The sequence below is a fragment of the Klebsiella sp. KE9456 genome (assembly GCF_043832615.1).
In the GTDB taxonomy this organism is placed as follows: domain Bacteria; phylum Pseudomonadota; class Gammaproteobacteria; order Enterobacterales; family Enterobacteriaceae; genus Klebsiella; species Klebsiella indica.
Genome location: NZ_JBDYQK010000009.1, coordinates 22,962 through 43,134 on the forward strand (window position 1 = coordinate 22,962; position 20,173 = coordinate 43,134).

The 20,173-nt window shown below is 52.5% G+C and carries 21 protein-coding genes; 11 read left to right on the forward strand and 10 right to left on the reverse strand.

The features are described from left to right. Window positions 1-224: 224 nt before the first annotated feature. The gene (gene nasR / locus ABK821_RS10750) at window positions 225-1,421 is read right to left on the reverse strand and encodes a nitrate regulatory protein NasR (RefSeq protein ID WP_138360336.1); all 1,197 of its coding nucleotides are present in this window, start codon (window positions 1,419-1,421) and stop codon (window positions 225-227) included. 67 nt (window positions 1,422-1,488) lie between these two features. Between nasR and ABK821_RS10755 the strand changes: the two genes are divergently transcribed. Then, window positions 1,489-1,842 carry a DsrE/DsrF/TusD sulfur relay family protein gene (locus ABK821_RS10755; RefSeq protein ID WP_138360335.1) on the forward strand — a complete coding sequence of 118 codons (354 nt, stop codon included), beginning with the start codon at window positions 1,489-1,491 and terminating at the stop codon, window positions 1,840-1,842. 238 nt (window positions 1,843-2,080) lie between these two features. Beyond that, a complete protein-coding gene (locus ABK821_RS10760) occupies window positions 2,081-2,323 on the forward strand; it encodes a DUF1883 domain-containing protein (protein ID WP_002910387.1) in 243 nt (80 codons plus the stop codon). 35 nt (window positions 2,324-2,358) lie between these two features. Here the strand turns inward: ABK821_RS10760 and ABK821_RS10765 are convergent, their stop codons facing one another. After that, window positions 2,359-3,039 (reverse strand): gamma-glutamylcyclotransferase, encoded by a 681-nt coding sequence (locus ABK821_RS10765; protein ID WP_138360334.1) that lies wholly within the window; start codon window positions 3,037-3,039, stop codon window positions 2,359-2,361. A gap of 149 nt (window positions 3,040-3,188) precedes the next feature. Beyond that, window positions 3,189-3,422, reverse strand: coding sequence for a putative cation transport regulator ChaB (gene chaB / locus ABK821_RS10770; protein WP_343178672.1), 234 nt, complete (start codon window positions 3,420-3,422; stop codon window positions 3,189-3,191). Window positions 3,423-3,687: 265 nt separating this feature from the next. Between chaB and chaA the strand changes: the two genes are divergently transcribed. Then, the gene (gene chaA / locus ABK821_RS10775; RefSeq protein ID WP_142501436.1) at window positions 3,688-4,788 is read left to right on the forward strand and encodes a sodium-potassium/proton antiporter ChaA; all 1,101 of its coding nucleotides are present in this window, start codon (window positions 3,688-3,690) and stop codon (window positions 4,786-4,788) included. Between the two features lie 74 nt (window positions 4,789-4,862). On the opposite strand, the gene kdsA is transcribed toward chaA, so the two are convergent. Genes kdsA through hemA form a run of 6 tightly spaced genes read right to left on the reverse strand, consistent with a single transcriptional unit; the run spans window position 4,863 to window position 10,183 of the window. Then, window positions 4,863-5,717 carry a 3-deoxy-8-phosphooctulonate synthase gene (gene kdsA / locus ABK821_RS10780; protein WP_308561382.1) on the reverse strand — a complete coding sequence of 285 codons (855 nt, stop codon included), beginning with the start codon at window positions 5,715-5,717 and terminating at the stop codon, window positions 4,863-4,865. 39 nt (window positions 5,718-5,756) lie between these two features. Then, the gene (gene sirB1 / locus ABK821_RS10785; protein ID WP_138360330.1) at window positions 5,757-6,569 is read right to left on the reverse strand and encodes an invasion regulator SirB1; all 813 of its coding nucleotides are present in this window, start codon (window positions 6,567-6,569) and stop codon (window positions 5,757-5,759) included. Window positions 6,570-6,572: 3 nt separating this feature from the next. Beyond that, window positions 6,573-6,965: an invasion regulator SirB2 gene (gene sirB2 / locus ABK821_RS10790; protein ID WP_142501438.1), complete on the reverse strand. Its 393-nt coding sequence runs from the start codon at window positions 6,963-6,965 to the stop codon at window positions 6,573-6,575. After that, the gene (gene prmC, locus ABK821_RS10795; protein WP_343178678.1) at window positions 6,952-7,800 is read right to left on the reverse strand and encodes a peptide chain release factor N(5)-glutamine methyltransferase; all 849 of its coding nucleotides are present in this window, start codon (window positions 7,798-7,800) and stop codon (window positions 6,952-6,954) included. Before prmC ends, sirB2 begins: the two co-directional genes overlap by 14 nt. Beyond that, window positions 7,800-8,882 (reverse strand): peptide chain release factor 1, encoded by a 1,083-nt coding sequence (gene prfA / locus ABK821_RS10800; protein WP_343178673.1) that lies wholly within the window; start codon window positions 8,880-8,882, stop codon window positions 7,800-7,802. The genes prmC and prfA overlap by 1 nt, the downstream gene beginning before the upstream one ends. A gap of 44 nt (window positions 8,883-8,926) precedes the next feature. Beyond that, on the reverse strand, window positions 8,927-10,183 hold the full coding sequence (gene hemA / locus ABK821_RS10805; RefSeq protein WP_138360327.1) for a glutamyl-tRNA reductase: 1,257 nt from the start codon (window positions 10,181-10,183) through the stop codon (window positions 8,927-8,929). A 259-nt stretch (window positions 10,184-10,442) separates the two neighbouring features. On the opposite strand from hemA, the gene lolB reads away from it, so the two are divergent. From lolB to dauA, 4 genes are all read left to right on the forward strand, one after another. Further along, a complete protein-coding gene (gene lolB, locus ABK821_RS10810) occupies window positions 10,443-11,054 on the forward strand; it encodes a lipoprotein insertase outer membrane protein LolB (RefSeq protein ID WP_138360326.1) in 612 nt (203 codons plus the stop codon). After that, window positions 11,054-11,911 (forward strand): 4-(cytidine 5'-diphospho)-2-C-methyl-D-erythritol kinase, encoded by an 858-nt coding sequence (gene ispE, locus ABK821_RS10815; protein ID WP_171034850.1) that lies wholly within the window; start codon window positions 11,054-11,056, stop codon window positions 11,909-11,911. The genes lolB and ispE overlap by 1 nt, the downstream gene beginning before the upstream one ends. Before the next feature lie 173 nt (window positions 11,912-12,084). Beyond that, window positions 12,085-13,032, forward strand: a complete 948-nt coding sequence (prs, locus tag ABK821_RS10820) for a ribose-phosphate diphosphokinase (protein ID WP_015367113.1) — start codon at window positions 12,085-12,087, stop codon at window positions 13,030-13,032. A 277-nt stretch (window positions 13,033-13,309) separates the two neighbouring features. Further along, window positions 13,310-14,989: a C4-dicarboxylic acid transporter DauA gene (dauA, locus tag ABK821_RS10825; RefSeq protein ID WP_395033940.1), complete on the forward strand. Its 1,680-nt coding sequence runs from the start codon at window positions 13,310-13,312 to the stop codon at window positions 14,987-14,989. Between the two features lie 361 nt (window positions 14,990-15,350). On the opposite strand, the gene ychH is transcribed toward dauA, so the two are convergent. Then, window positions 15,351-15,626, reverse strand: coding sequence for a stress-induced protein YchH (gene ychH / locus ABK821_RS10830; RefSeq protein WP_138360323.1), 276 nt, complete (start codon window positions 15,624-15,626; stop codon window positions 15,351-15,353). Window positions 15,627-15,898: 272 nt separating this feature from the next. Between ychH and pth the strand changes: the two genes are divergently transcribed. The 4 genes from pth (at window position 15,899) to ABK821_RS10850 (ending at window position 19,580) form a co-directional block, all read left to right on the forward strand. Continuing rightward, window positions 15,899-16,483: an aminoacyl-tRNA hydrolase gene (gene pth, locus ABK821_RS10835; RefSeq protein ID WP_308561372.1), complete on the forward strand. Its 585-nt coding sequence runs from the start codon at window positions 15,899-15,901 to the stop codon at window positions 16,481-16,483. A gap of 117 nt (window positions 16,484-16,600) precedes the next feature. Beyond that, complete coding sequence (ychF, locus tag ABK821_RS10840) at window positions 16,601-17,695, forward strand: redox-regulated ATPase YchF (RefSeq protein ID WP_138360321.1); 1,095 nt, start codon at window positions 16,601-16,603, stop codon at window positions 17,693-17,695. Window positions 17,696-18,511: 816 nt separating this feature from the next. Continuing rightward, complete coding sequence (locus tag ABK821_RS10845) at window positions 18,512-18,634, forward strand: small membrane protein (protein WP_138360399.1); 123 nt, start codon at window positions 18,512-18,514, stop codon at window positions 18,632-18,634. Between the two features lie 301 nt (window positions 18,635-18,935). Then, on the forward strand, window positions 18,936-19,580 hold the full coding sequence (locus tag ABK821_RS10850) for a hypothetical protein (protein WP_138360320.1): 645 nt from the start codon (window positions 18,936-18,938) through the stop codon (window positions 19,578-19,580). Window positions 19,581-20,173 lie beyond the last annotated feature (593 nt).

The window sequence follows — 20,173 nt, forward strand, 5'->3', positions numbered from 1 at the left end:
AAAAAGCGTCCGGCAGTGCTTACGCACTGCAGGACGCCTTTATCCATGGACATACGAACCGCCATTGGCTCGTTGCCCAAAACCTTTATTCACTCGTTTTGTATAATGCAAACCTGATGCCAGATCCGCACCGCGCTATTTTCCGCGGTTTTCACCGCCGCAATGGTCCGGCGGTCGCTAAAATTGCACCGTTGACTGGCAGCAAATGCCCACGGATTGTGCATCTACTCCTTTTGGGGTAACTGCCATAATGATTTCACCGTCAGCAGCGCGCGGGCGATCTCAACCATGCGTTGGTTCTTATCCATCGCCATTTTACGCAGTGCCTGCCAGGCCTGCTCTTCCTGCATCCCCTGGTGGGCCATCAGTACGCTTTTGGCTTTTTCAATCAGCTTGCGCTCTTCAAGCGCATCTTTCAGAGAGGCAAGCTGGGCGGAGAGCTGTTGCAGCTCATGGGCCTGCTGGCGCACCAGGGGTAAAAGCTGTTTATCCAGTCGATGAGCGTCGCCGATCTCACTATCCAGCCAGTCAGCGGGCGGGATCTGAATATCCTGTTCTTCGCCATTGAGCAGAGCATCGGTGGCGTTAAGCAAATCGACAATCAGCAGTTCTTCCACTCCACGCAACAGTTCCAGGCGCTGCGTCTGGGCGCTAAACCAGCGCAGCGCTGTTTCACCGTCATCCGCCGGAGGCTGACGGGTGCAGGCAATACGCCGTAGCTGCTCAATTTCCAGACTGGCCTGACACTGTTCAATAAACAGGGTGGTTTGCGGCGGATTGGCTAAAACCTGAAAACTGTCGAAACAGGGCTGCTGACCATCAATGCGATCCACCAGTTGCTGACGTAGATCATCGCTAAACTCTCCGCGAGCAAAGCCCAGCGCGCCCAGCGCGCGCTCCTGTCCGGTCAGTTCTTTGCCCTGCATAAAGCTGTAGAGCGCCACCATTCGCCCGGCAATTTGCGGATCGTCAATGCTCTCATTAAGCTGCGGGACGATATTCAGCAAATGGCGAATAATACGGCTGAACTGCTCTGTCGCCTCCTCGGCGGTCATCCCCCGCTCGCGCACGCGTTCGCGCAACGCCGTCAGCCGCGCGAGATGCCACACCGCGCCGGCGATACGCCAGCATAACGCGCTGCTGGCTGAGCGACGGGCCGGCGCCAGCGCCGCATAAAAGAGTATAAGTTGTTCATCAACCAGGGCGGCGCCCGCCCGGCATTCTGCGGCATAAAGTCGGCCATCGGAGCACAACCAGATATTTGACGCGCCGCGCTCGCACTGTAACATATGCACCAGAGCGCTTATCTGACTTGCCAGTGCCCCCTGTTCCGCCAACTGATGCAGTTGCTGTTTCTGTAGTCGACGCGCACGCACACACCAGTCGATCGCCTCCGGCGCATCACCAGCCGTATTATTCATACCCCCTCCCGGGTTAACGCTTTATACTTCAACCTAGCAATAACCGTGCCTTATAGAAGGAGTCCTTATGCAACGCATTGTGATTATCGCTAACGGTGCCGCCTACGGCAGCGAATCCCTGTTTAATAGCCTGCGCCTGGCCATTGCCCTGCGCGAACAGCAGTCCGACCTGGAGCTCAAGCTGTTTTTAATGTCAGATGCGGTCACGGCCGGGCTACGCGGTCAGAAGCCGACGGAAGGCTATAACATCCAGCAGATGCTGGAGATCCTTACCGCGCAAAACGTACCGGTGAAGCTATGCAAAACCTGCGCCGATGGCCGGGGAGTCAGCGCGCTACCGCTGATTGAGGGGGTGGAGATTGGTACGCTTGTGGAACTGGCGCAGTGGACGCTGGCGGCGGATAACGTCCTGACTTTCTAAAAAGTGGCCTTTAAACGGGATTTAATATCAGGCTGGCGGCGTTTATTAATCGAAAACAATGCCAGCTGAAAGCTTTCAGGCACAATGTCATTTTTGTTTAATCGTTACTCCATTTTTTGATCAAAATCAGCATCAGCCCGCCTTCCCTTTGGTGTTATGCATAGAACAAAGTGTGAACAATATCACGCGGGTTAATGGGCTGGCAGGACGCTGTAGACAGAAATGGGGTTGAGAGTAAATGGCAATGGTAAAAGCAAGTTTAACGTTGTTTGGCGGTGATACTTTGGTAGTGCGTTGCTCCGAGCGCTGCCATATTCATCTGATGAGCGCCAAAGTGCCTGGCGACAGTCATGCGGATATTCTGAGTGTGCAGGACAGAGATAGCGCGTATCTGACCGTGCCGTACAGCGGCACCTGGAACGTTCTCATCGACAGCCACAGCCAGTCGCTGGAGCACTCAATCAGCTACGTTCCCGCCTGATAACCTTCGCCCGGGGCAAACCGGGCGATTTATCCTCAAGCCAGCCCAGGCTGGCTGTTTTCCCCCAGCAAATGACGCACCTTCCCGACCAGATCGTCGAGGCACGCATCGTACATGCCGAGTTTACGCAGCTCCTGATCGAGCGCAAACAGATACTGCGCATTGGTGCCAAGCGGACCGCTGGCGCGCGCGATCAGCGGAGCGATCACCTGCGCGCTGGTATCCGCTTCAAACAGCGGGTGGCGCGGATCCATAATAAAGACTAATGCATTAACCTGGCGGCCATCATCAAGATCCAGTTTACACCAGGTCGGCAGATAGCAGCCGGTGATCATCTCTCGCTTCCACAGGAGCGTCAGTTCTTCTTCGAGGGTTTCATCGGGCAGGCGGTAAGCGACGCCGGTGGTGCGTCCGCCCTCTTTCAGCGCCAGCATGCGCCCCGGCTGATTCACGCTACCGCGTCCGGCGGTGAGCCGCAGACAAAACGCACGATGCCAGCCCGGCAATGTACCGGTACAGGATTCACGGTACTCCAGCGCCGGATTCCACATCAGCGAGCCATAGCCAAAGATCCACACCGAGCCATCATCTGGACGACAGGCCAGCGTTGCTGCCAAAGACGCAGCTCGTTGCTCTGCTGACCAGAGAAGCGATTCCTCAATAGCGCCAAACGCTGTTTTACAATCCGCATTGATCAAGAAATCACGAGTTAACACTTTCTACTACCTCCGCCACTGCCCGCTTCCCCGCGATTCTCCGATCCATCCGTGAAGTATTGCCGAATTATTATCCGGCTTTATTTGACAATAAGCAATGGAGGACCCGCGGGCAAGGGCCGGGACAGCAGATAACGTAGCCAAAGCGATTATTTTTTCTTATGCCACTTATCATCATCATCGCCTTTTTGATAAGCATTTTTAACCGCTGCCCAGGCGACTTTGTGCGCCGTTTCTTCACGACTGGCGTTATCTCGTCGCTCTTCTTTATGCTTATACTGTTCCCAGGCGCTGTTAAAAGCCTCTTTATACATCTCCTGGGCATGCGCAGGCAGGACGTGCCGGACGCTATCGGGTAATTCACGCTTGCAGCTATAGGGCATATTGACCTCCAGAATACGGCTGAACATACAGTCTGGAACAGGGTTTTATGTCTGGCAAGCGGATGGATAAATGCGAAAAACATTTTAGTAATTATCTGAATAATAAATACAAAAAATTACTAACCCCATTTTATGGCGATTTACGCTGCTTATTGGGCAAGAGGGGTAAATTTAAGTAAAAAAGTAAATTATCTCCATCAATGTCTGTTATTTTATGCAGTTACGGTATCTATAATTCTAACACCTGCACACCTGGAGATGGTTCATGACCGATGCACATGAGGCGGTAAAAACCCGCCACAAGGAGACTTCCCTCGTTTTTCCGCTTCTGGCGCTGGCAGTGCTGTTTTTCTGGGGAAGCAACCCGTCACTGCCAGTCGCCATTGCCATTAATATCCTGGCGCTGATCGGGATTTTGAGTAGCGCATTTAGCGTCGTGCGCCACGCCGACGTCCTGGCACACCGGCTGGGTGAACCCTATGGCTCATTAATTTTGAGCCTCTCCGTGGTCATTCTTGAGGTCAGCCTCATTTCTGCATTAATGGCCACCGGCGACACTGCGCCCACGCTGATGCGCGATACGCTTTATTCGATCATTATGATTGTCACCGGCGGTCTGGTCGGTTTTTCATTGTTGCTGGGCGGCAGTAAATTCGCTACCCAGTATATGAATCTGTTTGGCATCAAACAGTATTTGATCGCCCTCTTTCCGCTGGCGATTATCGTGCTGGTGTTCCCGATGGCGCTGCCCGGGGCCAACTTTACCACCGCACAGTCGCTGTTGGTCGCGCTGATTTCCGCCGCCATGTACGGCGTGTTCCTGCTGATTCAGACCAAAACGCACCAGAGTCTGTTTGTTTATGAACATGAGGATGACGGCGACGACGATGATCCGCACCACGGCAAACCCTCGGCACATAGCAGCCAGTGGCATACCGTCTGGCTGCTGATCCACCTGATTGCGGTCATTGCCGTTACCAAAATGAACGCAATTCCGCTGGAGACGCTGCTAACCAGCATGAATGCTCCCGTCGCCTTCACCGGTTTTCTGGTCGCTCTGCTGATTCTCTCCCCGGAAGGCCTGGGCGCGCTGAAAGCGGTACTTAACAATCAGGTACAGAGAGCGATGAATCTGTTTTTCGGTTCGGTGCTGGCGACCATTTCCCTGACGGTTCCGGTCGTGACGCTTATCGCCTTCCTCACCGGCAACGAATTGCGCTTTGGCCTCGGCGCGCCGGAAATGGTGGTGATGGTCGCTTCGCTGGTGCTGTGCAAAATCTCCTTCTCCACCGGACGCACCAATGTACTGAATGGCGCGGCGCATCTGGCGCTGTTCGCCGCTTATCTGATGACCATTTTTGCCTGAGTGTTCCCCGCCTGGCGGGGAATAAAAAAGCCTGCCGGTTTTGCAACGGGCAGGCTTTGGCATTTCAGAAGCAATTACTTGCTGGTGTCCAGCTCAGGGAAGCTTTTAACCAGATCGTCGATGGCTTTCATCTGCTTGAGGAACGGCTCCAGTTTATCCAGCGGCAGCGCGGACGGGCCGTCGCATTTTGCGTGTTCCGGATCCGGATGCGCTTCAATAAACAGCCCGGCGATGCCAACCGCCATGCCCGCGCGCGCCAGTTCAGCCACCTGCGCGCGACGGCCGCCGGAAGCGGCGCCAAACGGATCACGACATTGCAGAGAGTGAGTGACGTCAAAGATAACCGGTGAGTTGCTGGAGGCTTTTTTCATCACCCCAAATCCCAGCATATCGACAACCAGATTGTCGTAACCGAAGTTCGAACCACGATCGCAAAGAATCACTTTATCGTTGCCGCCTTCAATGAACTTATCAACGATATTCCCCATCTGACCCGGGCTGACAAACTGCGGCTTCTTCACGTTGATAACCGCGCCAGTTTTCGCCATCGCTTCCACCAGGTCAGTCTGGCGAGCAAGGAACGCGGGGAGTTGAATAACGTCAACCACATCAGCCACTGGCTGCGCCTGACTGGCCTCATGAACGTCGGTGATAATTTTCACGCCGAAAGTTTGTTTCAGCTCCTGGAAAATCTTCATTCCTTCTTCCAGACCCGGCCCGCGATAGGAGTGAATGGAAGAACGGTTAGCTTTATCAAAAGAGGCTTTGAACACGTACGGAATACCCAGCTTCTGCGTGACGGTGACATACTGTTCGCAGATACGCATCGCGAGATCGCGGGATTCCAGCACGTTCATCCCACCAAACAGGACGAATGGCAGGTCATTTGCTACGTTGATATCACCAATGCTAACCACTTTTTGTTTCATAAATTTGCCTTATCAGGGAGTAACCGGAATGGTTTCAGACTAATGCAATGTAATTTGTTTATGTGAAATGTTGTTGATCTGAGCACGGATCATTTCGCTGATCGGATCTTCCGGACACTGTTCAACGAAATAATTAAGATCCTGCAACGCCACATGATCGCAATCCAGTTGCGCGTATATAAGCCCGCGATCGCGAATTTCATACGGGTCTTCCGGGTTGAATTGCAGCAGGGTTTCGCTGGTCCGTAAAGCCAGTTCCATCTGCCGCTCTTCCATCAGCGCCGATTTCAGGGTATCGAGCAGCTTACGAATCACTTCTGCGTTGTCGGCCTCATCAAGGTCTTCGTTAAACAGCTCGGCGATCGGACTGATATTCCCCTTCAGCCACACTTCCAGCGTGTGCTCATCCAGCGTTTCGCCGTTAAACGGGTTAACCAGCCACATTTCCTGGCTCTCTTCAGGATCGGCGCGAAGCAGCATCTGCGTCGGAAAAATCACCGGCACCACCGGCAGCGACAGACGCTGGGCAATCCAGAGGAAAATGGCGCCTAACGATACCGCGCTCCCCTGGCGATTATTCAGCACTTTATCCAGCCACAGCGCATCGGACAGACGGTAAACGCCATGTGAGTCGCTGAATCCCCAGTCGTGATAGAAAAGCTCCAGCAACCGCGCTATCTGGCGCTCATGGTCCCATGAAGAGGCAATTTCTTCCTGCGCCAGGGCCAACAGCCGCTCCAGTTCATCCTGTACATAATGCGTCGGAAAATCGTCGCGGATTAATTCAGAAATGAGGACCATGCCATCACATAACGGCGCTTTATTAAATTCGAAATCAGCTAACGACCTCATGACTTACCCCAATAACGGTATTCTTGTGATGGCGAGTTGAATAATGATAAACAACACCACCAGAGCCAGCAGAAAGGCGATAAACCGGCTCTGCTGACTGCGCGGACGACGACGGCCCAGCGCGATAAAACCCAATGCGATATAAATGATAACGCCAAACAGCTTCTCAGTCAGCCATGTCCCGTCGTCGGTGAACGGCAGATAGTGCGTTATTGCCATTAACGCGGCGCCGCTGAGAAACAGCAGCGTATCGCTACAGTGCGGTGTAATGCGTACCCAGCGCTGGTGGCGCAGAGGGTTATCGCTCCAGCTCCACCAGTAGCGCAGGATGAACAGGCTGACCGATACCACCACGCAGGCGATATGCAGATACAGTACCGTGTTAAACAGATTCATATGTCCCCTGATATTGCCCGATCGTCAGGCGCTCGTTGTCGCCATAATCACGGCAGGTAGCAACATGACGATATCCCGCCTCGCGGAAAATGCCGCGCACCGCTTCCCCCTGCATCCAGCCATGTTCCAGCAGCATAACACCGTTGTGCTCAAGGAAACGGCGGCCTTCGCGGATGATATGCGCCAGATCGGCCAGACCTGAATCGGCGGCGACCAGCGCCGTTTTCGGTTCAAAACGCACATCACCCTGTTCAAGATGCGGATCGATTTCGTCGATATAAGGCGGATTGCCGACGATGATGTCGAACCGCTGGCCTTCGAGCGCGCTGAACCAGTTGCTCTGCAACACATTAACATTGGTAATCGCAAGATGAGCGACATTGCGCGCGGCCAGGGCAACCGCGTCAGGTATAAAGTCAACGGCGGTGACGTCGCAATCCGGACGTTCGCTGGCCAGCGCCAGAGCGATAGCCCCGGTGCCGGTGCCTAAATCGAGGATTCGGCACGGCGTCGACGGTAGCCGCGCGAGCGCCTGTTCAACCAGGCATTCGGTATCCGGGCGCGGGATCAGCGTGGCGGGAGAAACAAACAGCGGTAACGACCAGAACTCGCGCTGCCCCACCAGGTGGGCTACCGGCTCGCCCTGCTCGCGACGGCTCAGCAGCGTTTCAAGTTCCGCCGCTTGTTGCCCTGTCAGAACCGTTTCTCCAAATGCGAGAATCCAGGTCCGCGCTTTGCCGGTCACGTGACCGAGCAAAATTTCGGCATCCCGGCGCGGACTTTCACTTTGGCCAAGACGAGCGATAGCCTGGATCAACCACTGCTGAAAAGTCATCATTCCTGCTCGGAAAGCGCGGCCAGCTGGTCGGCCTGATATTCCTGAACGATCGGCTCAATCAGCATATCCAGCTTACCTTCCATTGCCTCATCCAGCCGGTAAAGCGTCAGGTTGATGCGGTGATCGGTAACGCGCCCCTGGGGATAGTTATAGGTGCGGTTACGATCGCTGCGATCGCCGCTGCCCAGCAGGTTACGGCGCTCGGAGGCTTCCGCCTGCTGACGTTTAGCGACTTCCGCTGCACGAATACGCGCCCCCAGCACCGATAGCGCTTTAGCTTTGTTTTTGTGCTGGGAGCGTTCATCCTGGCACTCAACGACAATACCGGTCGGCAAGTGGGTAATACGGATAGCCGAGTCGGTGGTGTTAACGTGCTGACCGCCTGCCCCGGAAGAGCGGAAGGTATCAATACGCAGATCCGCCGGGCTGATATCCGGCAGTTCCGCTTCCGGCAGCTCCGGCATCACCGCCACGGTACAGGCGGAAGTATGGATACGCCCCTGAGATTCGGTGGCCGGTACACGCTGCACGCGATGGCCGCCAGACTCGAACTTCAGGCGCCCATAGACGCCGTCGCCGCTGATCTTGGCGATCACTTCTTTAAAACCGCCATGCTCGCCTTCATTAGCGCTCATGATTTCGACGCGCCAGCGGCGAGATTCCGCATAGCGGCTGTACATGCGGAACAGATCGCCGGCGAACAACGCCGCTTCATCGCCGCCGGTTCCGGCGCGGACTTCCACAAATGCGTTACGTTCATCATCGGGATCTTTTGGCAACAGCAGCACCTGCAGTTGCTGTTCCATCTGCTCGCCTTTTTCTTTCGCTTCGCGTAGTTCTTCCTGCGCCATTTCGCGCATTTCCGGATCGTCAAGCATCAGCTGCGCGGCGTCAATATCATCCTGCAACTGACGCCAGTCGGTATAGCAGCGGGCGACGTCGCTGAGCTGTGCATATTCCCGCGACAGCGCGCGGAATTTATCCTGATCGGCAATGGTCGAGGCATCGCCGAGTAACGCCTGAACTTCCTCATGGCGTTCGTAAAGGGCTTCCAGTTTGGCAACAATAGAAGGCTTCATAGGCGTGAATTCACCCTGTCCTGAAAAAAGAGAGATAAGGTGCGCTATTCCAGCCCGAGGCTGTTGCGCAGAATATGCAGGCGTTCATCATCCCCGTCACGGGCAGCCTGCTGAAGAGATTTCGTTGGCGAGTGGATCAGGCGATTAGTCAACTTACGCGCCAGATCCTGCATGATTTCCTGCGCATCGCCGCCCTGACTCAGCGCCGCCAGCGCTTTTGCCGTCAGTTCCTCTCGAACCTGCTCGGCCTGGGCGCGATATTCACGAATCGTCTCGCTGGCGCTCTGAGCGCGCAGCCAGGCCATAAATTCGCTGGTTTCCTGCTCGACAATGGTTTCCGCCTGCACCGCCGCAGCCTGACGCTGGGCCAGGTTATGCTGAATGATATTTTGCAAATCATCCACGCTATAGAGATAGGCGTTGGCCAGTTTACCGACTTCCGGTTCAACATCACGCGGCACGGCAATATCCACCAGCAACATCGGCTGATTGCGGCGCGCCTTCAGCGCCCGCTCCATCATCCCCTTGCCGATGATCGGCAGCGGGCTGGCGGTGGAACTAATGATGATATCGGCGTCTTTCAACCTTTCATCAATATCGCTTAATGCGATCACTTCGGCGCCGACTTCATCAGCCAGCGCCTGAGCACGCTCGCGAGTGCGGTTAGCAATCACCATTTTACGCACCTTATGCTCGCGCAAATGGCGGGCCACCAGTTCAATGGTTTCCCCGGCGCCAACCAGCAACACGGTAACACTTGTGAGTGATTCAAAGATTTGTCGCGCCAGGGTGCAGGCGGCAAACGCCACGGAGACTGCGCTGGCGCCAATATCGGTTTCGGTACGCACGCGTTTGGCCACCGAGAACGATTTCTGGAACATACGCTCCAGTTCGCTGACGTTCAGATGCCCACGGCTGGAATCAGCGAAGGCTTTTTTTACCTGCCCGAGGATCTGCGGTTCGCCCAGCACCAGCGAATCAAGACCGCTGGCGACACGCATCAGATGACTGACCGCATCGTTATCCTGATGCCAGTAGAGACTTTTGCGCAGATCGTCTTCGTTTAAGCCATGGTAATCGCACAGCCAGCGAATAAGCGCTTGCTGGAGGTTATCCTGCTCTTCAACGCTGAGATAGAGTTCCGTACGGTTACAGGTCGACAGCACCACCCCACCCTGCACCATGGGTTGAGCCAGTAAGCTCTCCAGCGCCTGATCGAGCGTATCCGGCGAAAACGTTACACGTTCTCGCAGCGCTACCGGGGCTGTTTTGTGATTAATACCAAGAGCTAAAAGGGTCATTGTGAGGGAGTAGTACCAGCGTTGCTAAGGTTAGTCTGCAGGCATCATACAGGATGCGCGTAATCAATAAAAGAGAGGCCCCCCTTTTGGAGTAATAGCCATTAACAGTAATTTTTTGATTTCAGACAACTTGAACGTAGACGCTACCGCCCGTCAACGCTAGCATTAAAGGCTATTATTGCAACCCGCTACACAAATCGGCCGCCTCTTTATTCCATTCGCCGCATTTCACTGTAGACATCAAGGATTTGTCATCATTATGAATCGACTGTTCCGTCTGTTGCCGCTGGCAAGCCTCGTTCTGACCGCCTGTACCATTAATGCGCCGCAGGGACCGGGCAAAAGTCCGGACTCTCCGCAGTGGCGTCAGCACCAGCAAGATGTCCGCAACCTCAGCCAGTTCCAGACGCGCGGAGCCTTTGCTTATCTTTCTGATGAGCAAAAGGTGTATGCCCGCTTCTTCTGGCAACAAACCGGCCAGGACCGCTATCGCCTGCTACTGACTAACCCGCTCGGCAGCACCGAGCTCTCGTTAACCGCACAACCCGGTAGCGTACAAATTATTGATAATAAAGGCCAGACCTACACGGCGACCAATGCGGAAGAGATGCTCGCCCGCCTGACCGGCATGCCGATCCCGCTTAACAGCCTGCGCCAGTGGATTATTGGCCTGCCTGGCGCGGCCACTGATTACGCGCTGGATGACCAGTACCGCCTGCGCAAACTGAGCTACAGGCAAAACGGTAAAACCTGGCGCGTCACCTGGGACAGCTACTCCACCGACACGAAACCTTCGCTACCGACCAATATGGAACTCAACGATGGTCATCAGCGCCTCAAGCTGAAAATGGATAACTGGATTGTGAAATGATGACCCGCTGGCCTTCTCCCGCAAAATTGAACCTGTTTTTATATATTACCGGCCAGCGCGCCGATGGTTATCACAGGCTGCAGACGCTATTTCAGTTTCTTGACTATGGCGATACGCTGACTATTGAACCGCGTGACGATGGCAAACTGCAACTGCTGACGCCGGTTGACGGCGTGCCTGATGAAGAGAATCTGATTATCCGCGCGGCCAGGCTACTGATGCGAACGGCGAAACACGCCGGGAAGCTTCCGGCCGGTAGCGGCGCCGATATCCGTATCGACAAAATTCTGCCGATGGGAGGCGGTCTCGGCGGCGGTTCGTCCAACGCCGCGACCGTGCTGGTAGCGCTCAATCACTTATGGGGTTGCGGCCTGAGCGAAAATCAGTTGGCGGATTTAGGTTTGCAGTTGGGTGCCGATGTGCCGGTATTTGTCCACGGCCATGCGGCTTTTGCCGAAGGCGTCGGTGAAATTCTGACCCCCGCCGATCCCGAAGAGAAGTGGTATCTGGTGGCCCATCCCGGCATCAGTATCCCTACGCCGATCATATTTCGCGATCCTGAACTCCCCCGCAATACACCCCGGCGGTCACTTGAGACGTTATTAAAATGTAAATTCGGTAATGATTGCGAGGTTATCGCAAGAAAACGTTTTCGTGAGGTTGATGCGGCGCTTTCCTGGCTGCTAGAATATGCGCCGTCGCGCCTGACTGGCACCGGTGCCTGTGTGTTTGCTGAATTTAACACGGAATCCGCCGCTCGTCAGGTGCTTGAAAAAGCCCCGGCATGGCTGCATGGCTTTGTGGCGCGAGGTGTTAACATCTCTCCGCTCAAGCAAGCGCTGCTCCAGGCCTGCTGATTTCAGCAACGATGGAGAAAACGCCGGGGAAACTGAGTTACGGTGACAACGTCACCTTGTTCCAGACGTTGCATCGGGCTCTTTAAATACACCGCCTGGATGAAATCGTGCCCACCCGCACTTTTTTTTGGCTCATTTCATCCACCACTGGACGCATGCCTGAGGTTCTTCTCGTGCCTGATATGAAGCTTTTTGCTGGTAACGCCACCCCGGAACTAGCACAACGTATTGCCAACCGTCTGTACACTTCTCTTGGCGACGCCGCTGTAGGTCGTTTTAGCGACGGCGAAGTCAGCGTACAAATCAATGAAAACGTACGCGGTGGTGATATTTTCATCATCCAGTCCACTTGTGCTCCCACCAATGACAACCTGATGGAACTGGTTGTTATGGTCGATGCTCTGCGTCGTGCTTCGGCAGGTCGTATCACCGCCGTTATCCCTTACTTCGGTTACGCTCGTCAGGACCGTCGTGTTCGTTCTGCTCGTGTGCCTATCACCGCAAAAGTGGTTGCCGATTTCCTCTCCAGCGTTGGCGTCGACCGCGTGCTGACCGTTGACCTGCACGCCGAGCAAATTCAGGGCTTCTTTGACGTTCCGGTTGATAACGTATTCGGCAGCCCAATCCTGCTGGAGGATATGCTGCAGCTGAACCTGGATAACCCGATCGTGGTTTCTCCGGACATCGGTGGCGTTGTTCGCGCCCGCGCGATCGCCAAACTGCTGAACGATACCGACATGGCGATCATCGATAAACGTCGTCCGCGCGCTAACGTTTCTCAGGTGATGCACATCATTGGTGACGTTGCAGGCCGTGACTGCGTTATGGTCGATGATATGATTGATACCGGTGGTACGCTGTGTAAAGCGGCGGAAGCGCTGAAAGAGCGTGGTGCAAAACGGGTCTTCGCCTACGCGACGCACCCGATCTTCTCTGGCAACGCCATTCAGAACATCAAAAATTCGGTGATTGACGAATTTGTCGTCTGCGATACTATTCCGCTGACGCCAGAAATCAAAGCGCTGGATAAAGTTCGTACCCTGACGCTGTCTGGTATGTTGGCCGAAGCGATTCGTCGTATCAGCAACGAAGAATCTATTTCTGCTATGTTCGAACATTAATCGAGCCTGGCATAAAAACCCGCTGCGGCGGGTTTTTTTTGTCCCTGAACTTTTATTCCACAAAATCATTTCGGACACAGTAAGGCGGCAACGAAAATGACTGGCAACAGGTGGCTGACGCGCGGGGAGTCATGCGGCGCGTTACGGCCAGCAAGGTCCAGATCAGCCGGCGACCGCCGCCAGTACTGGCTTTCGGAATAATGACGTGGGAATGACTAATGCCTCCTTCACCTGCCATTCAGTTGACAGATGATGCGCTTATGGATCAAACATTATTGTGAACAGATTATTTTCCTCACATGTGATGCCTTTCCGCGCCCTCATCGACGCTTGCTGGAAAGAAAAATATACCGTTTCGCGGTTTACTCGCGATGTCATTGCCGGGATAACCGTTGGGATTATCGCTATTCCGCTGGCAATGGCGCTGGCTATTGGCAGTGGCGTGGCGCCTCAGTACGGTCTTTATACCTCGGCGCTGGCGGGGATCGTCATTGCGTTAACCGGCGGGTCGCGCTTTAGCGTTTCCGGTCCGACCGCCGCTTTCGTGGTCATTCTGTATCCCGTCTCGCAACAGTTCGGCCTTTCAGGGCTGCTGGTGGCGACATTACTTTCGGGGCTGTTCTTGATTTTTTTTGGTCTGGCGCGCTTTGGTCGCCTGATTGAATATATTCCGCTATCGGTCACGCTCGGCTTCACCTCAGGGATCGGTATTACCATTGGTACCATGCAAATTAAAGATTTTCTTGGTTTGCAGATGGCGCATGTACCTGAACATTATTTGCAGAAAGTCGCCGCACTGGTCATGGCGCTGCCGACCATTAATCTGGGTGATGCCGTCATTGGCATTGTCACACTGGGCACGCTGATTATCTGGCCTCGCCTTGGTATCCGGTTGCCAGGACACCTCCCGGCCTTGCTGGCGGGCTGTATGGTTATGGGCGTGGCTAACCTGCTTGGCGACAACGTCGCCACCATTGGCTCGCAGTTCCACTATATTCTCGCCGATGGTAGCCAGGGTAACGGTATTCCTCAGTTACTGCCGCAACTGGTACTGCCGTGGAATATGCCAGGTTCAGACTTCACGCTTAACTGGTCTTCATTACAGGCGCTGCTCCCCGCTGCGTTCTCAATGGCCATGCTCGGGGCGATTGAATCTCTACTCTGCGCCGTGGTGCTGGATGGTATGACAGGCACCAAGCATAAAGCCAACAGCGAACTGATTGGTCAGGGTCTGGGGAACATTGTCGCCCCCTTCTTCGGGGGAATTACTGCCACCGCAGCCATCGCCCGTTCCGCCGCTAACGTCCGTGCTGGCGCGACCTCGCCGATTTCCGCTGTGATCCACGCGCTGCTGGTGATCATGGCGCTGCTGGTCCTCGCGCCCCTGCTCTCCTGGCTACCGCTTTCCGCAATGGCGGCGTTGCTGCTGATGGTGGCATGGAATATGAGTGAAGCGCATAAGGTGATTAACCTGCTGCGCTACGCGCCAAAAGACGACATCATTGTGATGCTGTTGTGTATGTCGCTGACCGTGCTATTTGATATGGTCATCGCCATCAGCATCGGTATTGTGCTGGCCTCCCTGCTGTTTATGCGGCGGATTGCGCGTATGACCCGCCTTGCGCCAGTTAATGTCGAGGTTCCGGATGACGTGCTGGTGCTGCGCGTCATCGGGCCGCTGTTTTTCGCCGCCGCTGAGGGGCTGTTTACCGATCTGGAGACGCGAATCACGGGCAAACGCATCGTGGTGCTGAAATGGGATGCGGTGCCGGTGCTGGATGCCGGCGGGCTGGATGCCTTCCAGCGCTTCGTGAAAAAGCTGCCTGAAGGCTGCGAACTGCGCGTCTCCAACCTCGAATTCCAGCCGCTGCGTACGCTGGCCCGTGCCGGCGTCAAACCGATTCCGGGTCGCCTGAGCTTCTACCCGGACCGTAACGCCGCGCTGGCGGATCTTTAATTACCCGGCGGCAGGCCCCGCGCCTGCCGCACCATCTTGCCGGGCACCTGGCTCTCCTCCATATCTCCTTCGTCAATGCGGTTCCTGCTCTATGGCGTAACGAAGCGTCGGCTGATTTACGCATGGTATCTGTGTAGATTACGCACATCCGAATGCCCTGCATCACCGCGCATCTGGATGTCCGCCGATGCAGGCAATAGTGATCCAGGGAGTAAGACACCATGGGTAATCCGTTCAATAGCATCGCCACGAAAGTGCGCTCACAATATGATGACCAATACAGGGGACAATAAGTGGACTGCCTGAACAGGCTACATTAAAACGCACCAGCCGTTATCAACGGCTGGTGAAAGGAATTTACTTAACTGTGGCGATGCTGATCGCGACGGCAGCGTTTATCATAGTGGCGAACCCACCAGTATCTGTCGCTGACCTGCTCATGACCGCCGATACGTGCGCCCGCCAGCCACAGCACCGCGCCAACAAAAATACTCAGGATCGCGCCATGCGCGAAAATCTGCGGCAGGTCAAGCTGTGGAAGCTGGTTTAAAATAGAGTAGCCAACGCCGACAACCATGACGACCAACCCCATCCCCATCAGCACATTACCGAGTAACGAAGCGTTTCTGCGTTTCATATGTCACCTCCGGAACCTTGGGTTGCATGGGAATATCCCCAAATCCTATGGGTATAGTATAGACAATGACCAATCTGCTGATTGCGTGAGCGGTCACATAAGCACACCGCGCGCTAACAAAAATTTACAAATAAGCCCCTGAACAATATCAAATTCTAATTATTCAACCGGGTAATTATCCTTATCCGCCGCGCTTCGTTGGCAGAGTTTTGTCAACCGTGCGCGCAGACAGTACACTACGCCCCAGAGAACGATCCATGCAGGATAAAAAAGTGACGATAAAACTGATTGTCGGCCTGGCGAACCCCGGCGCTGAGTACGCGGCAACCCGCCATAACGCGGGTGCCTGGTATGTGGATTTACTGGCTGAGCGTCATCGTGCGCCGCTACGTGAAGAGAGCAAATTCTTCGGCTACACCTCGCGGATTACCCTTGCGGGTGAGGATATTCGTTTGCTGGTCCCGACGACCTTTATGAACCTTAGCGGTAAAGCCGTCGCCGCGATGGCGACCTTCTTTCGTATCAATCCGGATGAAATTCTGGTCGCCCACGATGAGCTCGACTTACCCCCCGGCGTTGCTAAGTTCAAACTTGGCGGCGGTCATGGGGGACATAATGGACTGAAGGATATCATCAGCAAGCTGGGTAATAACCCGAACTTTCACCGCTTACGCGTGGGAATCGGTCATCCAGGTGATAAAAATAAAGTCGTCGGTTTCGTCCTGGGCAAACCGCCAGCCGGTGAACAGAAGCTGATTGATGAAGCCATTGACGAAGCGGCTCGCTGCACTGAAGTGTGGATGAAAGATGGGCTCACCAAAGCGACCAATCGTTTACACGCGTTTAAAGCGCATTAACCGGTCGACGTGCGGAATTTTTATCACGCACCGTGTATAATAGGCGTAGTTATTAACTTTTCTGCAATCTGTTCATCGTAACAGATTGATTATCCAAAGATTAAGGTGATTTAAATCATGGGATTCAAATGCGGTATCGTCGGTTTGCCCAACGTCGGCAAATCCACCCTGTTCAATGCGCTCACTAAAGCGGGTATTGAAGCGGCCAACTTCCCCTTCTGTACCATTGAGCCGAACACCGGTGTCGTGCCGATGCCCGATCCGCGTCTGGACAAACTGGCTGAAATCGTCAAACCGCAGCGTATTTTGCCCACGACGATGGAATTCGTTGATATCGCAGGTCTGGTAAAAGGGGCCTCTAAAGGTGAAGGTCTGGGTAACCAGTTTCTGACCAACATCCGCGAAACCGAAGCTATCGGCCATGTGGTGCGCTGCTTTGAAAACGACAACATCATCCACGTAAATAACAAAGTGGACCCGGCTAACGACATCGACGTGATCAACACTGAGCTGGCGCTGTCCGATCTGGACACCTGCGAGCGCGCTATCCACCGGGTGCAGAAAAAAGCGAAAGGCGGCGATAAAGACGCTAAAGCAGAACTGGCGGCGCTGGAAAAATGCCTCCCGCATCTGGAGAACGCCGGTATGCTGCGTGCCCTGAAAGACCTGACCGATGAAGACAAAGCCGCCATCAAATACCTGAGCTTCCTGACGCTGAAGCCAACTATGTATATCGCAAACGTCAACGAAGATGGCTTTGAGAACAATCCCTATCTCGACAAAGTTCGTGAAATTGCCGCCGCCGAAGGTTCCGTGGTGGTTGCGGTGTGTGCGGCCGTTGAGGCTGATATCGCTGAGCTGGACGATGCCGATCGCGATGAATTTATGGCTGAGATGGGTCTGGAAGAACCGGGTTTGAACCGGGTTATCCGTGCCGGTTACGAGCTGCTGAACCTACAGACCTACTTCACCGCCGGCGTGAAAGAAGTTCGCGCATGGACTATCCCGGTTGGCGCAACCGCCCCTCAGGCAGCGGGAAAAATCCATACCGATTTCGAGAAAGGCTTTATCCGCGCGCAGACGATCGCCTTTGAAGACTTTATTACCTATAAAGGCGAACAAGGCGCGAAAGAAGCCGGGAAAATGCGTGCAGAAGGTAAAGATTATATCGTGAAGGATGGCGATATTATGAACTTCTTGTTTAACGTCTAATGAGAATGGCTCGTCTCATGAGGTTTTATCCAATCTCATGAAAACGCCAGAATCGGTAAAATCCACGCTATTGCGTGGATTTTTTATACATTTCCTTCCCTATTGCCGTATCTTCAGCAGCGGCCAGCCTTAAAATACCGCCGATAAATCATTACACCATCATATATCTGGCCGTATAACACCGTATTTTCTCTCTCCCGGATATCGACCGATCGGTTGCAGCCGCGTTTATCATCCGAAGTTCTAACTCCGCTCCGCGGTTATGAGAATTATTCGCCCGCCGGGGGCAAACGCCCGGACATAGCACTTCTGATGCAAACCCCTTCTCTTCCCCGCACAAAATGAATGCAGCAGGAACGAATTAATGTTCGGGAATATGTAAACCAGGATGACTCACTGGCTTGCACAGGTTTATATTACAATCGCCACATTAATTCGTAATGTCATGATTCGCTCCCCGAGAAAAATTAAAACTAATTCCCCCCATAAATACCAATAGCCATAATAATCACCACCGACACGTTATGCCGACATACCTCACTTAATAAGTGAATAACGACGACGCCTTAAAAATTCATTGAATGAATTGAGAGAAAAATGATTATTCAGCAAAATAAGCGGTCACAATGACTGATTAACAAAAAGCGCGTTATCCATTCATTGCAATTACTTATCAATACAGTTCATATCCTCACCAGCGAAATTTATTTCATATTTTCATTTTACGACAATAGGATTTTTCTTAATCTTATTATATATTAGTTCATGCCAGCCAGCACTCGCTCTGACATTAACGACACACGTATGAGGTATGAAATGGGAAACCTATTTTTCCTTGGGCTCGCTATTGTACTTTTAATCATTTCAATAGCATCTTTTATGTCATACATCAGAGACAGACGAAGAATCAAAAAAACATTTCAAAGCAGAAGAAGGTAAGACGGATGATTAACGATTCCCGTAAATAAATCAATCTGCATATGATTTACACACAGAACAGCAAAACAATCAAGATATGAATAAAATAAACGTCACTATTCATTCCTGTCATTATCGGATGATAGCAATCCAATATCATTATCACAAAATAAACCCAATTTCTACACCATCAGATGGTAAAAAGGCATTCAATTCAGAATTACGGTTATTATCGTGATACATGGTGCAATAAATTTATTTCAGTCGGATAACTTTCGTCACGTACAACCGTAAATAACACTGGTGAAAGGTATAACATATCATGCCCGATATTAGTAAATCTGCACGCAGAATGTCTGCGTTACAGAAAAACATTCTCATTGTGCTTGCCGCTTTAGATCAACGTAAGCATATGCCAGTCGCAACTAAGGATATTGAACGCGTACTTGAACAAGGAGGAGAAAAGCCCGTATACGGTTCGAACTTAAGAGCCGCCTGTAGAAAACTCGAGGAAGCCGGATTTGTTTGCACATTAAGGGCCAGGAATTTACAACTTGCTGTCGAACTGACAGAGACAGGCAAAGCAACTGCATACCCCTTACTTGAGCAAGAAAAACGTGAAGAACAGGCAAAAGCGCGTACGCAGGAATGCCACGTTTTACCCGCGTCTATAGTGACCACTGATATTAACGAAACTGAGATCGAAATTAATGATAAATGTTATTCCGTATACCGTTGTGCTTATGTTATACGACTGAATAAAACAACCTGTTTACAGTTATGGCGGTCAAATGGAAAACCTGTCAAACTAGAAGGCGATGCATTGCAGATCGCTGAATGGTATAAAAAGTGTTATGATGCTGGAATTCAATGTCGAATACAAATAAATGAAGGTGATAAATTAAGTCCCAAAAGCATACAATTGCTCTCAACCAATCATTATCAACGCTGTGGTGATACATTTTAACAAAAACAGAGGTAATAGAATATCTCCTTATTGAAACCTGAAGAACAGGGATGTTTTTGAATGCATAATATATACTGTCAGCGATCCTCACCATTTAAATCATTTAGCATAAAAAAACACAAAAATACCACACTATAAATAAAAGAGACAACAGTTATTCATACAATTAAAAGATAAAGCCCAGGGAATTATATTTATATTTATATTTATATTTATATTTATATTTATATTTATATTTTAATTAATGCAACCTGCAGAATAAAACAACTCACAGATTGTCGGGAACAAATTAGAACGCCGCGCAGCGGCAGCCAATAAGGATGAGGCACCTGAATGGGTCAGGTAACACAGCCAATACATATACAACCTTTTGCATGATGGAAATATTGTACTATTACAAAATATGTACAATATATTTATTACAATAAAAACAGAAATATTTTATTAATCATTACTCAGCACATCGCCACCAGGAAACCTCTTTCGGCATCACGGACAATGACGCTGTCATTCACGAAACGGCGCTCAGTCAATCATGATTCTCGAACACAGCGCAATGGCACATGGCCTCCGCTCACATGCTAATAATATTA